At 68.5% G+C, this 13,720-nt stretch carries 12 protein-coding genes; 6 read left to right on the top strand and 6 right to left on the bottom strand.

What is annotated here, in order from left to right:
* Positions 1-79 precede the first annotated feature (79 nt).
* The 6 genes from GQ674_RS15460 to rph form a co-directional block, all read right to left on the bottom strand.
* Complete coding sequence (locus tag GQ674_RS15460; RefSeq protein ID WP_128097343.1) at positions 80-433, bottom strand: PilZ domain-containing protein; 354 nt, start codon at positions 431-433, stop codon at positions 80-82.
* Positions 430-2,904, bottom strand: coding sequence for a DUF1631 domain-containing protein (locus GQ674_RS15455; protein WP_159497783.1), 2,475 nt, complete (start codon positions 2,902-2,904; stop codon positions 430-432). The genes GQ674_RS15460 and GQ674_RS15455 overlap by 4 nt, the downstream gene beginning before the upstream one ends.
* A gap of 289 nt (positions 2,905-3,193) precedes the next feature.
* Positions 3,194-4,420 (bottom strand): radical SAM family heme chaperone HemW, encoded by a 1,227-nt coding sequence (hemW, locus tag GQ674_RS15450; RefSeq protein ID WP_159497782.1) that lies wholly within the window; start codon positions 4,418-4,420, stop codon positions 3,194-3,196.
* A 58-nt stretch (positions 4,421-4,478) separates the two neighbouring features.
* Positions 4,479-5,075, bottom strand: a complete 597-nt coding sequence (rdgB, locus tag GQ674_RS15445; RefSeq protein WP_201290167.1) for an RdgB/HAM1 family non-canonical purine NTP pyrophosphatase — start codon at positions 5,073-5,075, stop codon at positions 4,479-4,481.
* The gene (locus GQ674_RS15440; protein WP_159497781.1) at positions 5,072-5,458 is read right to left on the bottom strand and encodes a VOC family protein; all 387 of its coding nucleotides are present in this window, start codon (positions 5,456-5,458) and stop codon (positions 5,072-5,074) included. The genes rdgB and GQ674_RS15440 overlap by 4 nt, the downstream gene beginning before the upstream one ends.
* Positions 5,455-6,183 carry a ribonuclease PH gene (gene rph / locus GQ674_RS15435; protein ID WP_128098123.1) on the bottom strand — a complete coding sequence of 243 codons (729 nt, stop codon included), beginning with the start codon at positions 6,181-6,183 and terminating at the stop codon, positions 5,455-5,457. The genes GQ674_RS15440 and rph overlap by 4 nt, the downstream gene beginning before the upstream one ends.
* Before the next feature lie 123 nt (positions 6,184-6,306).
* Here rph and GQ674_RS15430 point away from each other — a divergent pair, with 123 nt between their 5' ends.
* The 6 genes from GQ674_RS15430 (at position 6,307) to recG (ending at position 13,567) form a co-directional block, all read left to right on the top strand.
* A complete protein-coding gene (locus GQ674_RS15430) occupies positions 6,307-7,167 on the top strand; it encodes a YicC/YloC family endoribonuclease (RefSeq protein ID WP_038686490.1) in 861 nt (286 codons plus the stop codon).
* Entirely contained in the window at positions 7,164-7,829 is a 666-nt protein-coding gene (gene gmk / locus GQ674_RS15425; protein ID WP_159497780.1) for a guanylate kinase, read from the top strand. The genes GQ674_RS15430 and gmk overlap by 4 nt, the downstream gene beginning before the upstream one ends.
* A 112-nt stretch (positions 7,830-7,941) precedes the next feature.
* Positions 7,942-8,241, top strand: a complete 300-nt coding sequence (rpoZ, locus tag GQ674_RS15420; RefSeq protein ID WP_005410877.1) for a DNA-directed RNA polymerase subunit omega — start codon at positions 7,942-7,944, stop codon at positions 8,239-8,241.
* A gap of 238 nt (positions 8,242-8,479) precedes the next feature.
* Entirely contained in the window at positions 8,480-10,639 is a 2,160-nt protein-coding gene (locus GQ674_RS15415; protein WP_128098125.1) for a bifunctional (p)ppGpp synthetase/guanosine-3',5'-bis(diphosphate) 3'-pyrophosphohydrolase, read from the top strand.
* A gap of 422 nt (positions 10,640-11,061) precedes the next feature.
* Positions 11,062-11,454 carry a RidA family protein gene (locus GQ674_RS15410; RefSeq protein ID WP_038686492.1) on the top strand — a complete coding sequence of 131 codons (393 nt, stop codon included), beginning with the start codon at positions 11,062-11,064 and terminating at the stop codon, positions 11,452-11,454.
* 1 nt (position 11,455) lies between these two features.
* Complete coding sequence (recG, locus tag GQ674_RS15405) at positions 11,456-13,567, top strand: ATP-dependent DNA helicase RecG (RefSeq protein ID WP_159497779.1); 2,112 nt, start codon at positions 11,456-11,458, stop codon at positions 13,565-13,567.
* Positions 13,568-13,720 lie beyond the last annotated feature (153 nt).

The raw sequence follows: 13,720 nt of genomic DNA, 5'->3' as shown, positions 1-13,720 counted from the left end.
GGAGGCTCGTTGGGCAGTGCGGAGTGCAGCCTATGATTCTGCCGCAATCAGGCCCGTTGCGCTGTGCCGGAACCGGCACTCAGACCGCCGAACTTTCCTGCGCGATCCACGCCCGCAGCAATTCGCGGTGCTCGCGGCTGAGGGTGATGAAACGGAAGCCCACCCAGGCCTGGCCGGGGGCATGGGTCTGCTCGCTCCACAGCTGGTGCGCGCCCACGTCCAGTGCCAGCGACTGCCCGTTCGGGCCGGGAATGGCGAACTGCAGCTGGTACAGCGCGTCGTCGTGCATCGGCACCGAGGCGAGCATGAGCATGCCGGTCTCGGAAATGTTGCCGAGCCGTCCGACCACCGTCTCGGCCAGCATGTCGGTCACAGGCACCAGCTCAGCCACCTGGCGGCGGGGCGCGCGGCGGGTATCGGTATCGGCGGTCATGGTGCGGTCTCCGCGGCGGGGCCGGGGCCGGCCAGCGAACGCAGCGTGCGCAGCGTGGCCTGCCAGGCACGGTCGATCAGGCGGCTCTTGTCTTCGCTGACGATGCGTACCTGGCCGTGCGCCATCAGGCGGGCCAGCGCATCCAGCGAATGCTCGCCCACCTTCTGGCCGCGCGGATTGACGAACAGCGCATTGTCGGTCAGCAGGCTGTACCACGACAGCCGCTGGCGGCGCAGGTCGCCCTGCTGGTTGGTGGTGAATTCAAACCAGGTGCCGAACGGCAGCGTGCGCAGCTGGCGATAGCAGTCTTCCTCGGCCAGGCTGCGTGCCAGCGGCGCGACCTTGCGTGGCTCGTGGCCCTCGCCCTGTTCGCCCAGACGGGTGCGGGCACGGATGCGCGCGGTCAGTTCGGTGCGCGAACTGCCTTCATCTTCGCCGCCCGGAGAGGACAGGCGCCGCGCAATCGCGGCCGCTTCGTCCTGGTGGTAGCCCACCTGCAGCAGCGCGGCTTCCACCTGGCCGCCCAGGTCGGCATCGCTGGGCGCGGTGCCCGGCGGCTGGCAGGTCACCTCGGCAATCCGGGCGGTTTCCTGCTCGCGCTGCTGCCATTGCTCGGAGCCTTCGCCGTGCCGGAGCAGGGTGAGCGTGAGCACGTCCGACCACGCCTGCTTCAGCAGCGACTGCACGAAGCGCGGCGGGTCGGATTGGGCGCACAGCTGTTCGATGCTGGCCCCGGCCTGCTGTTTGGCCGACTCCAGGCGTTCCTTGCCGCGCGCGGCTTCCACATGGCGGCGCTCGGCCAGTTCGGCCTTGTGCGCCAGCGCGCGGAAGTGCTGCTGGATGTCTTCGTTGGCGGCCTCGAACACCGCTGCGTCGCCCTGGTAGCCGTCCACCACCTGGTCAACGGCGCGGCCCAGCTTCTGAACCAGCTGCGGATCCACGTCGTCTTCGCCCAGCCAGTTGGCACCTGCCTCGGCCACCGCATTGAGCAGCTCCCGCGCCGGATGCTGATCGCGCACGAAGAACGCGGGGTCTGACAGGGCCGCCCGTGCCACCGGCACCTGCAGCCGCGCCAGCAGGTCGGCGGCGACGGCGTCCGGGCGCACCTCGCGCTGGATCTGCCCGTACAGCATGTCCAGCAGGTCGAAGGTGTCGCTGTCCTTGACGGTCAAGGCGGCCTGCGCGCCATGGTCGGCGCGCATCTGAGCCAGCAGCGCGTTGTGCAGGTCGGCCATGCTGCGCCGGGCCGTGCCGGTACCGGCGCTCTGCGCCTGCAGCTTGGCCAGGGTGGCGTGCACCGATTCGCTGGCCACCGCCACCGGCGGGCCGGCCGAGGAACCGGGGGTGGCCGCCGCGGGAACGCCCGGCGACGGCAAAGTGCTGCCTGCGGTCGCGGCACTGCCGACGGCTTCGTCTGCCGCGCTGCCCGCCGTCCCGGCCAGTCCGTTGGCGCTGGCGTGCCGCGCGGCGTCCAGCAACTGGTGCAGGGCCGACATCGCCGGCGCCGACAGATCCTGCGGCGCGGCGGCTGCTGCGGATGCGGATGCGGGCGCGCTACCTGTGTCAGTGGCAGGCGAGGGTGGGCCGGGACGCAGCGAGGCGGGCAGGTCGCCCATCGCTTCGCTGGTCATCGCCGCCCACCCGCTGTTGCGGGCCGATCCGCTCCAGCCGGTCAGGGGGCGATTGACCTTGCCGCCTTCACGCGCGGGGCCGCTGCGTTCGGGGCCGGTGACGATACGCCGGGTCGTGGCCGACCGCGCCAGGTAAGGGGTATACACCAAGCCGGGCAGGATGCCTTCGTGGCCCAGCAGGATATTGGCGCGCTCCAGCAGTTCGCCCAACCGGTCGATCAGCTGGCGGTCGAACACGCGGTAGAGCGCCAGCTGGGTCTCCAGCCCGAGCTCGAAGCGTTCGCCCAGTTCCCGCACGATCCGGCACAGCACATGCGGGCCGAACGGCAGGTCTTCGACGTCGAACTCCGGACCGGCGGCGAGTACCGCGAAGCGTTGCCCCAGCAGCTGCAGGGCGCTGGCCGAGCGTTGCGCCTCGCGGCGGATGATCTCCACCAGCACGATGTCGCGGTCGATATCGGTGTCGGCGACCAGGGTCAGGGTACTGGCGGTGAGGGTGCTGGCCGCCGGGGCCGGCACATGGCGCACGCGCGGCTCGCGCAGCTGGGCCAGGGCGTGCCCCAGTGCCTCCAGGAACAGCGGGGCGAACTGCGCGTTGACCTCGTGCAGCCGCCGGGTCTGGGCGTAGATGTCAGCCTGGATCTGGCTGTTTCGCGCGCGCTCGGCATCGCGGAACAGCTCGCGTTCCAGTTCCACGATGGTCAGCTTCAGCGGCGTGGCCAGGGTCTGCGCGGCCAGCCCATGCAGTGACGCCAGCAGGCGGCGCACGCGCGGCGGTGCGGCCACGTGGGCGAAACGGGCCGGGTCGGTCTGGAGCGATGAAGGTGCGGACGCAGACATCCGTTGTGGTTCCGGCTCACCTGAGAGTAAGGAATCTAACGGTTTCGCGATGTCCCCGCCAGAAGGGATCCCCCGACACCCGGCGGGTAGAGCCGACCGTTGGTCGGCTGCTCTTCGCGCACGGCCGGGATGTCGCCAACAGCAGCCGACCAACGGTCGGCTCTACCCCCACGCATCGCCCTGCGGTAGAGCCGACCGTTGGTCGGCTGCCTTCGGCGGATTCCCAAACGTGTGCAGCGTGCAACAGACCAACGGCAACAGACCAACAGCAGCCGACCAGCGGTCGGCTCTACGCGGGGAGGAACAGTTCGACCACGTCGTTGGTAAAGCGCCGGCCCAGCTCGGTGGGGCGGGCATGCTCGCCGTCCAGGGTCATCCAGCCGCGCTGGATCGCCGCCTGCAAGGGCACGGCGATGCGCGTGCGCTCCAGCCCGGTGCGCGACTCGAAGTCCTTCAGGGTGAACCCTTCATGCAGGCGCAGCAGGTTGAGCATGTATTCGAACGGCAGGCGCTCGCCATCGATCACGTCGTCGCCGCCGATCGCCGCGGCCGTGCCGGCAGCGTCCATGAAGGTCTGCGGGTGCTTGTGCTTCCAGCGGCGCAGCACGTGCTGCTCGGCACCGCTGCTGATCTTGCCGTGCGCGCCCGCGCCGATGCCCAGGTAGTCGCCGAAGCGCCAGTAGTTCAGGTTGTGCGCGCTCTGCCGGCCCGGCTTGGCATAGGCGCTCACCTCGTACTGGGCGTAGCCAGCCTCGGCCAGCAGCGCCTGGCAGTGCTCCTGGATGTCCCACGCCGAATCTTCGTCGGGAATGCCCTGCGGCGGCCGCGCGAAGAACACCGTGTTCGGCTCCAGGGTGAGCTGGTAGTGCGACATGTGCGTAGGCTGCAGCGCGAACGCGCGTTCCAGGTCATGTTCGGCCTGGGCCAGCGTCTGCTGTGGCAGCGCGTACATCAGGTCGATGTTGAAATTGTCGTAGCCCGCATCCTGTGCCAGCTTCACCGCGCGCTCGGCTTCGCCACTGTCGTGGATGCGGCCCAGGCGCTTGAGCGCCTCGTCGTTGAAGGTCTGGATGCCGAAGCTGATCCGGTTCACGCCGGCCGCGCGGTAGCGGTCGAAGCGACCGTGCTCGGCGGTGCCCGGGTTGGTCTCCAGGGTCACTTCCAGGTTCGGCGCGAAGCGCAGCCGCGCCGATGCCGCCTGCAGGAAGCGGTCGATCGCCTCGGGCGGGAACAGGCTGGGCGTGCCACCGCCGAAGAACACACTGCTCACCACCCGGCCCCAGACCAGCGGCAGATCCTGGTCCAGGTCGCGGATCAGGGCATCGATGTACGCCTCGAACGGCAGTTCACCCTTGGCCGCGTGCGAGTTGAAATCGCAGTACGGGCATTTGCGCACGCACCATGGCAGGTGCACGTACAGCGCCAGCGGCGGCGGAATCAGCCGCGGCGCGTGGTCGTGGTCGCCCGCGCAGTGTTCGCCGGGCAGGTGGTCGCAATGGTCATGGGGCTGAGGCATGGAATTCACGGGTAGTGCCGGCCGCTGGCCGGCTCTCCAGACATCATCAGGGGAGGCATCACAGCAACGCGGGCAGTTTCTGCTTGAGCAACTGCAGGGCCAGTGCGCGATGACTGATGGCATTCTTCTGCGCCGGGTCCATCTCCGCCGCGGTCAGGCCGTGCGTCGGGTCCAGGAACACCGGGTTGTACCCGAAGCCGTTGCTGCCGCGCGTTTCGTCCAGGATCACGCCTTCCCAGCTGCCTTCGCAGATCAGCGGCTGCGGGTCGTTGGCGTGGCGCAGCAGCACGATCACCGCGTAGAAGCGGGCGGTGCGGCGGTTGGCGGGAACCTCGCGCAGCGCGTCGAGCAGCTTGGCGTTGTTGGCCGCATCGTTGGTCGGGCTGCCCGCATAGCGCGCGCTGTACAGGCCGGGCGCGCCGTCGAGCGCGTCCACGATCAGGCCCGAATCGTCGGCCAGCGCCGGCAGGCCGGTGACGGCACTGGCGTGGCGCGCCTTGATCAGCGCGTTCTCGACGAAGGTCAGGCCGGTCTCGGGCACGTCACTGACGCCCAGCTCGCCCTGCGCCACGATCTGCAGCGGCAGGTCGCCCAGCATGGCCTGCAGTTCCTTCAGCTTGCCGGCGTTGCCGCTGGCCAGTACCAGTGTCTTCATTTCGGCTCCAGCAGGTCCCAGGTGTTGCCATACAGGTCGCGGAACACTGCCACGGTGGCGTACACCTCTTCGCGCGGGGTTTCCAGGAATTCCACGCCACGCGCGGTCATCGCGGCGTGGTCGCGCCAGAAATCGTCGGTATTCAGGAAGAAGCCGACACGGCCGCCAGTCTGGTTGCCGATCCGGCTGCGCTGCTCATCGGTACTGGCACGCGCCAGCAGCAGGGCCGCGGCGCTGCCGTCAGTCGGCCCGACCACCACCCAGCGCTTGTCGCCCTGGTCGATGTCGTCGATCAGGGCGAAACCGAGCATGCCCGTGTACCAGGCAATGGCCTCGTCGTAGTCGGCCACCACCAGGGTGGTCAGCGCGATGCGGCGGTTCATGCAGACGCCAGGGCGGCCTGCTGCGCCGCGAACAGGTCCTTGATGCCCTTCTCGGCCAGCACCAGCAGCGCGTCCAGCTCGTCGCGGCGGAACGCGTGGCCTTCGGCGGTGCCCTGCAGTTCGATGAAACCGCCGCCGTCGTTCATGACCACGTTCATGTCGGTGTCGCAGTCACTGTCTTCGGCGTAATCCAGGTCCAGCACCGGGGTGCCGCGGTACACGCCCACCGACACCGCCGCCACCGCACCGAAGATCGGGTTGCGCTTGATGTCGCCGCGCTTGAGCAGGAAGTTGACTGCATCCACCAGCGCCACGTAGGCACCGGTGATGGCGGCGGTACGGGTGCCGCCATCGGCCTGCAGCACGTCGCAGTCCAGGGTGATGGTGCGCTCGCCCAGGGCGCCGCGGTCGATGCAGGCGCGCAGAGTGCGGCCGATCAGGCGCTGGATTTCCAGGGTGCGGCCACCCTGCTTGCCACGCGCCGCTTCGCGGTCGTTGCGGGTGTGGGTGGAGCGCGGCAGCATGCCGTACTCGGCAGTCACCCAGCCTTCGCCCTTGCCGCGCAGGAAGCCGGGCACGCGGTTTTCCACGCTGGCGGTGCACAGCACGCGGGTTTCACCGAAGCTGACCAGCACCGAGCCCTCGGCGTGACGGGTGAAGGCGCGCTCGATGCGCACTTCGCGCAGCTGGTCGGCCTGGCGGCCGCTGGGACGGGTGTCGGACATGCGTTGGGGTTCCGTGGAAGCTGGGGGAACGCGACCATGCCCGCACCCCGAAGGGGCAGGCAGGGAGGCTCGAATGAGACCGCTAGGGTACCATTCCCCCTTTGGGAACATCGGAAACCCACCATGATTCGAAGCATGACCGCCTATGCCGGCGGCGAGCGCGCCACCCGCTGGGGCACGCTGGCCTGTGAGCTGCGCTCGGTCAACCACCGGTTCCTGGAGGTGGGCGTGCGCCTGCCCGACGAGCTGCGTGCGTTGGAACCGCAGCTGCGCGAGCGCGTCGCTTCCCGCTGCAGCCGCGGCAAGATCGACCTGGTCATGCGCCTGCGCGCGCCGGAGGTCACCGGTGCACTGGTGGTCAACGACGTGCTGCTGGCCCAGCTGGGCGAACTGGCCCGCCGCCTGGCGCCGGGCTTCCCCAGCCTGCAGGTGAGCTTCACCGAACTGCTGCAGGTGCCGGGCGTGATGCAGGGCGAGGCGGTGGATGCCGCCGCGCTGCATGCCGAGGCGCTGGCGCTGCTGGATGCCACCCTGGACGGCTTCGTGGCCGCGCGCGAGCGTGAAGGCGACAAGCTGGCCGCCGCCATCCAGGAACGCGTGGACGGGGTGGAGCGCATCGCCGCCGAGGTCACCACGCTGATTCCGCTGATCCGCGAGGGTCAGCGCACCAAGCTGGCCGCGCGCCTGGCCGACCTGCCGCACCCGGTCGATCCCGGCCGTGCCGAGCAGGAGCTGGTGATGTGGCTGCAGAAGCTGGACGTGGATGAAGAACTGGACCGCCTGGGCAGCCACATCGTCGAAATCCGCCGGGTGTTCACCCAGCGCGAGCCGGTCGGTCGTCGCCTGGACTTCCTGCTGCAGGAGTTCAACCGCGAAGCCAACACGCTGGGCTCCAAGTCGGTGGACAGCCGCACCTCCAATGCCGCCGTCGAGCTGAAGGTGCTGATCGACCAGATCCGCGAACAGGTGCAGAACATCGAATGAGCAGCCAGCCCATGCCCGCCGGCGCGCCTGCGCGCGGCACCCTGTACATCGTGGCCGCGCCTTCCGGGGCCGGCAAGAGCAGCATCGTCAACGCCACGCTGGCACGCGACCCGCAGATTGCCCTGTCGATCTCGTTCACCTCGCGCGCCACGCGTCCGGGCGAGATCAACGGCGAGCACTACCATTTCGTCAGCGCCGAGGAATTCGAGCGGATGATCGCCGCCGGCGACTTCTTCGAACATGCCTGGGTGCATGGTGACTGGAAGGGCACCGCACGGCAGTCGGTGGAACCGCAGCTGGCTGCCGGCCAGGACGTCCTGCTCGAGATCGACTGGCAGGGCGCCCAGCAGGTCCGCCAGCTGGTGCCGGGCACGGTGACGGTGTTCATCCTGCCGCCGTCCAAGCAGGCGCTGCAGGACCGCATGCGCAAGCGCGGCCAGGACAGCGAGGCGGTGATCGCCCAGCGCCTGTCCGCCGCGCGTGAAGAGATGCTGCATTTCAACGACTTCGATTACGTCATCGTCAACGAGGTGTTCGAGACCGCGGTGGACGAGCTGTGCGCCATCTTCACGGCCAGCCGGTTGCGCCGGGAGGCCCAGAAGGTCCGCCACGCGGGCCTGATCCAGGCCCTGCTGACCCAGGATGTGGCCCCAACTGACTGATTCCAAACGGGGTGCTAGCGGGTTGGCTTGATTTTGTCCAGCCCCCGCCGGTACAATCCGTCCCCTTTCCCTCATTCGATTGAGCAGCCCTCACCGGCTGCCGGGAGCCCGCATGGCCCGCATCACCGTAGAAGATTGTCTGGAAGTCGTGAACAACCGTTTCGAACTGGTCATGATGGCGTCCAAGCGCGCCCGTCAGCTGGCCAATGGCGTCCAGGCCACCCTGGACAACAGCGAAACCGAAGACAAGCCGACCGTGCTGGCGCTGCGCGAAATTGCCGCCCGCAAGATCGACAACGCCCTGATCGACGAAGTCGAGAAGGCCGAACGCGAGCGTGCCGAGCGTGAAGCACTGGAATGGGCCGCTGCCGAAGTCGTCGCCGACGAAGACATGTCCAAGAACGACGACTGATCGCCTCGCGCGAACCGGTTGTGGTTGCACGAACAGCCCGCCTTGGCGGGCTGTTCTGCGTATGGGCCCCGGAAACGCCGGCACGCAACGACGCAGGGTGATCGGTCCAGACAACGAGCGTTGGCCATCGCACCACCACCGTCCAGCGCCGGTAGGCGACGACCGTTGGTCGTCGCGCCACCCTCCGCTCCCTGTTCAGATGTTTGCCGTTATCCCGCCGCTGGAATAGTCTTCCAGCATGAACCCAGGCCCCACTGCCAAGGTCGCCTCGCCCCCCGGCGCGGCCGTACCCGACTATGTCCTCCAGCTCGAACGTGCAGCGCATTACCTGCCGCCCGAGCAACTGCCGTTGCTGCGCCGTGCCTGGGAAGTGGGTGCCTCCGCGCATGCCGGGCAGACCCGCAAGTCCGGTGAGCCCTACATCACCCATCCGGTGGCCGTGGCCCAGGTGCTGGCCGAACTCGGCCTGGACGTGGAAGCGCTGATCGCCGCGATCCTGCACGACACCATCGAAGACACCCCGCTCACGCGCGAGGAACTGGCCGCCGAGTTCGGCGAAGCGGTGGCCGAGCTAGTCGACGGCGTGACCAAGCTGGACAAGCTGAAATTCCGCGACCGCCAGGAAGCGGCCGCCGAGAGCTTCCGCAAGATGCTGCTGGCGATGTCGCGCGACCTGCGCGTGATCATGATCAAGCTGGCCGACCGCCTGCACAACATGCGCACGCTGGGCGCGCAGAGCCGCGAAGCGCGCGGCCGCATCGCCCGTGAAACGCTGGAGATCTACGCCCCCATCGCGCAGCGGCTGGGCATGAGCCTGGTCAAGAGCGAGCTGCAGAACCTGGGCTTCAAGGCGCTGTATCCGTGGCGCCACGCCATCCTGGAAAAGCACATCCGCAGCCAGCCGGTGGTCCGCCGCGAGGCGATGGCACAGGTGGAAGTGCAGCTTTCCCAGCGCCTGGCCAAGGAAGGGTTGGAGCATCGGCTGGTCAGCCGCATCAAGACCCCGTGGAGCATCTACAACAAGATGCACGACGAGAACAAATCCTTCGACCAGGTGATGGACGTCTTCGGCTTCCGCCTGGTCGTGCGCAGCGTGCCCAATGCCTACCACGCGCTGGGCGCGGTGCATGCCACCTTCAAGCCGTTGGACGGGCGCTTCCGCGATTTCATCGCGATCCCCAAGGCCAACGGCTACCAGTCGCTGCACACGGTGCTGTTCGGGCCGTACGGGTCGCCGATCGAAGTGCAGATCCGCACCGAGGAAATGGACCTGATCGCCGAGCGTGGCGTGGCCGCGCACTGGACCTACAAGTTCGGCGGCGACTCGCCCAACAGCGCGCAGAGCCGCGCGCATGCCTGGATCGTGGAACTGATCGATTCCCAGCGCGCCGCCGGTTCGTCGCTGGAGTTCCTGGACAACGTCAAGGTCGACCTGTTCCCGGACGAGGTCTACCTGTTTACCCCGAAGGGCAAGATCCTGGCCCTGCCGCGCAATTCCACCGCGCTCGATTTTGCCTACGCCGTGCACACCGACGTGGGCAACATGGCCGTGGCCTCGCGCGTGGACAAGAAGCTGGTGCCGCTGCGCACCAAGCTGGTCAGCGGGCAGACGGTGGAAGTGATCACCGCGCGCTCGGCCACGCCCAAGCCGCAGTGGCTGGAGTTCGTGGTCAGTTCCAAGGCGCGCACCGCGATCCGCCACCAGCTCAAACAGTTGGAGCACGAAGACGCGGTGCAGCTGGGCCACCGCATGCTCGACCGCGCGCTGGAGGCGATGGACAGCTCGCTCGAACGCCTGCCCAAGGGGCGCCTGGACGCGTTCCTGGCCGAACACCGTTACCCGCGCCTGGAGGCCCTGCTGGCCGAAGTGGCGCTGGGCAACTGGATGCCCAACCAGGCTGCGCAGGCGCTCATGGCCTACGCCGAGCTGCGCGGCGGCGCGCACTCCAAGCATTCGCAGGAAAAGATCCTGATCAACGGCAGCGAGCGCGGCGTGGTCAGCTTCGCCAACTGCTGCCAGCCGATCCCGGGCGACGACATCATGGGCTACCACACCGCCGGCAAGGGCATCGTGGTGCACCGCATGGACTGCCCGAACCTGGCCGAACTGCGCAAGTCTCCAGAGCGCTGGGTGCCTATCGGCTGGGACACCACCGTGTCCGGCGACTACGACACCTCGCTGGTGGTGGAGGTGGAAAACGGTACCGGCGTGCTGGCCCAGCTGGCCGCGGCGATCGCGCAGAGCCACTCCAACATCGAGCGCGTGGACTACCTCGACCGCGATTTCAACGCAGCGGTGCTGGCCTTCAACATCCAGGTCCGCGACCGCAACCACCTGGCCGAGGTCATGCGCAGGCTGCGGCGGCTGTCGGTCGTGCAATCGGTTCGCAGGCAATAAGCCGCGTTCCGCGCGGCGATGATGGGTGCCGACGCTCTTGGCGCACCACCGGGGTAGGGCCGATCGTTGGTCGGCTGCTCACGCACCGGACGGCGATGATCGGCGCCAACGCCTCATTGCCGGCCAATGGTCGCACCACCGGGGGGTAGAGCCGACCGTTGGTCGGCTGCCGTACATCTCGCGGCAATGATCGATTTGGTCGGCCAGCCGACCAATCGTCTTCGTCATTTTCCGGCCAGCCGACCAATCGTCTTCGTCATTTTCCGGCCAGCCGACCAATCGTCTTCGTCATTCTCCGGCCAGCCGACCAACGGTCGGCTCTACCAGAGATTTCGGCTTCGATTTCGGCTTCGGATGCATCTCCGGGGAGGGCGGGTCCGGCGGTACAATGGTGGGCCCACTTTTGTTCCCCCGGAGCTCCCATGTCCCGCCAGATCATCACCAGCGCCAACGCCCCGGCCGCGATCGGTCCGTATTCGCAGGCCGTGCGTGCCGGCAACACCGTGTACTTCTCCGGCCAGATCCCCCTGGACCCGGCCACCGGTGACATCGTCGGTGCCGGCGACATCGAAGCCCAGGCCCGCCGCGCGTTCGACAACCTCAAGGCCGTGGCCGAAGAAGCCGGTGGTTCGCTGGACCAGATCGTCCGCCTCGGCCTGTACCTCACCGACCTGGCCGAGTTCGCCAAGGTCAACGCGGTCATGCAGGATTACTTCAAGGCCCCGTTCCCGGCCCGTTCCACCATCGAAGTGTCCGGCCTGCCCAAGGGCGCCAACTTCGAGGTTGATGCGGTGATGGTGCTCGACCAGGCCTGACGTGGCACGGTCACGGGCTCCCGCACCGGCCCTGGCCGCGGCCGGGGAAGCATCGCTGTCGATGCTTCCCGGGATCGGCCCGGCGGTGGCCACCAAGCTGGAGGCCCGTGGCCTGTCCTCGTTGCAGGACCTGTGGCTGCACCTGCCCCTGCGTTATGAAGACCGCACCCGGCTGACCACCATCGCCCAACTGCAGCCCGGCGTGGCCGCGCAGGTGGAAGGGCGGGTCAGCGCGGTCGAACGCGGCTTCCGTGGCCGCCCGGTGCTCAAGGTCGCCATCGAGGACGACTCCTACGGCACCCTGGTGCTGCGCTTTTTCCATTTCCGCTCGCAGCAGGTGTCGCAGTTCGCCGTCGGCGCGCGCATCCGCTGCTATGGCACCGCCAAGCCCGGCCATACCGGGCTGGAGATCGTCCACCCCAGTTACCGGGTGATGGGCGTCAACGACGATGACGATCTTGGCGACAGCCTCGACCCGGTCTACCCGGCCATCGAAGGCGTCGGCCCGGCCACCCTGCGCAAGTTCATCGGGCTGGCGTTGGACCGGTTGCCGGAAGAATCCACGCTGGAACTGGTGCCGCCGGGCTGGTTGTCCGGCATGGGCCTGCCGTCGCTGCGCAGCGCGCTGCTGACCGTGCACCGGCCGCCACCGACGGCCGACCTGGCCGCGCTGGCCGCCGGCCGCCACCCGGCACAACGCCGCCTGGCCATCGAAGAACTGCTGGCCCACCACCTCAGCCTGCGCCGTCAGCGCATGGCACTGCAGGCGCACCACGCACCGTCGCTGCGCGGGCCGGGCGTGCTGGTCAGGCAGCTGCGCGACAGCTTGCCGTTCCAGCTCACCGGGGCGCAGCAGCGCGTGTTCGAACAGATCCGCAAGGACCTCATCAAGGCGCACCCAATGCTGCGCCTGGTGCAGGGGGATGTGGGGTCGGGCAAGACCGTGGTGGCCGCCCTGGCGGCGATGCTGGCAGTGGAGCGGGGCAAGCAGGTTGCGCTGGCCGCGCCCACCGAACTGCTGGCCGAACAGCACCTCAACAACCTGCGTGCCTGGCTGGAGCCGCTGGGCGTGCGCACCGCCTGGCTGGCCGGCAAGGTCACCGGCAAGGCGCGCAGCAAAGTGCTGGCCGACGTAGCCTCCGGCGACGCGCAGGTGGTGGTCGGCACCCATGCCCTGATGCAGGACAGCGTGGTGTTCAAGGACCTCGCGCTGGCCATCGTCGACGAGCAGCACCGCTTCGGCGTGCACCAGCGCCTGGCGCTGCGTGACAAGGGGGCGGACGGACGCAGCGTGCCGCACCAGCTGGTGATGACCGCCACCCCGATCCCGCGCACGCTGGCGATGTCCGAGTATGCCGACCTGGACGTGTCGGCCATCGACGAACTGCCGCCGGGGCGTACTCCGGTGCAGACCGTGGCGTTCAACAACGACCGCCGCCCCGAGTTGATCCAGCGCATCGCCGTGGCCTGCGCCGAGGGGCAGCAGGTGTACTGGGTATGCACCCTGATCGAGGAAAGCGACGAACTGGATGCCACCCCGGCCCAGGCCACCTTCGAATCGCTGCAGGCGCTGTTGCCGGGTGTGCGCGTGGGCCTGGTGCACGGGCGGCTCAAGGCCAGCGAAAAACTGGCCACGATGGTGGCGTTCAAGGCCGGTCAGCTCGACCTGCTGGTGGCCACCACCGTGATCGAAGTGGGCGTGGACGTTCCCAATGCCTCGCTGATGATCATCGAAAACGCCGAGCGCCTTGGCCTTGCCCAGCTGCACCAGCTGCGCGGCCGGGTGGGGCGCGGCTCGGCCGTGTCGCGCTGTGTGCTGCTGTACCAGGCACCGTTGTCGGCCATGGCGCGCCAGCGGCTGGAGACCATGCGCCAGACCAACGACGGTTTCCTGATCGCCGAAAAGGATCTGGAACTGCGCGGTCCCGGCGAACTGCTCGGCACCCGCCAGACCGGCCTGGCCGCATTCCGCATGGCCGACCTGGCCCGCGACGCCGACCTGCTGCCAGGCGTGCACGACCTGGCCGAGCGCCTGCTCGCCGAAGCGCCGGACGTAGCCGACAAGGTCGTGCGCCGCTGGATCGGCACGGCTGTGCGCTACGCGGCGGCGTAGAACAGCCCCGAAGCGGCCCATCCGGTCGGGAGCGGACAGATCGAAGCGGCGCCATTCAACCCTGTACCGACCCGCGGTCGGTAGCTACCCGCGCCCGAGCGCCCCGCCTTGTATTTGTCATGACAGGGTGCGAAAGTCCCTTGCCGATTATCA

Origin of the sequence: Stenotrophomonas sp. 364 (assembly GCF_009832905.1) — a bacterium.
GTDB lineage: Bacteria > Pseudomonadota > Gammaproteobacteria > Xanthomonadales > Xanthomonadaceae > Stenotrophomonas > Stenotrophomonas maltophilia_AP.
The sequence above is the reverse complement of the archived record's forward strand: the minus strand, read 5'-3'. Positions and strand labels throughout refer to the sequence as shown.

Coding starts and splice junctions, on each gene's coding strand:
- GQ674_RS15455 (WP_159497783.1), bottom strand. CDS start 2,904: ATGTCTGCGTCCGCACCTTCATCGCTCCAGACCGACCCGGCCCGTTTC.
- rdgB (WP_201290167.1), bottom strand. CDS start 5,075: ATGAAGACACTGGTACTGGCCAGCGGCAACGCCGGCAAGCTGAAGGAA.
- hemW (WP_159497782.1), bottom strand. CDS start 4,420: ATGCCTCAGCCCCATGACCATTGCGACCACCTGCCCGGCGAACACTGC.
- GQ674_RS15415 (WP_128098125.1), top strand. CDS start 8,480: ATGAACCCAGGCCCCACTGCCAAGGTCGCCTCGCCCCCCGGCGCGGCC.
- rpoZ (WP_005410877.1), top strand. CDS start 7,942: ATGGCCCGCATCACCGTAGAAGATTGTCTGGAAGTCGTGAACAACCGT.
- GQ674_RS15410 (WP_038686492.1), top strand. CDS start 11,062: ATGTCCCGCCAGATCATCACCAGCGCCAACGCCCCGGCCGCGATCGGT.
- GQ674_RS15430 (WP_038686490.1), top strand. CDS start 6,307: ATGATTCGAAGCATGACCGCCTATGCCGGCGGCGAGCGCGCCACCCGC.
- gmk (WP_159497780.1), top strand. CDS start 7,164: ATGAGCAGCCAGCCCATGCCCGCCGGCGCGCCTGCGCGCGGCACCCTG.
- GQ674_RS15460 (WP_128097343.1), bottom strand. CDS start 433: ATGACCGCCGATACCGATACCCGCCGCGCGCCCCGCCGCCAGGTGGCT.
- GQ674_RS15440 (WP_159497781.1), bottom strand. CDS start 5,458: ATGAACCGCCGCATCGCGCTGACCACCCTGGTGGTGGCCGACTACGAC.
- rph (WP_128098123.1), bottom strand. CDS start 6,183: ATGTCCGACACCCGTCCCAGCGGCCGCCAGGCCGACCAGCTGCGCGAA.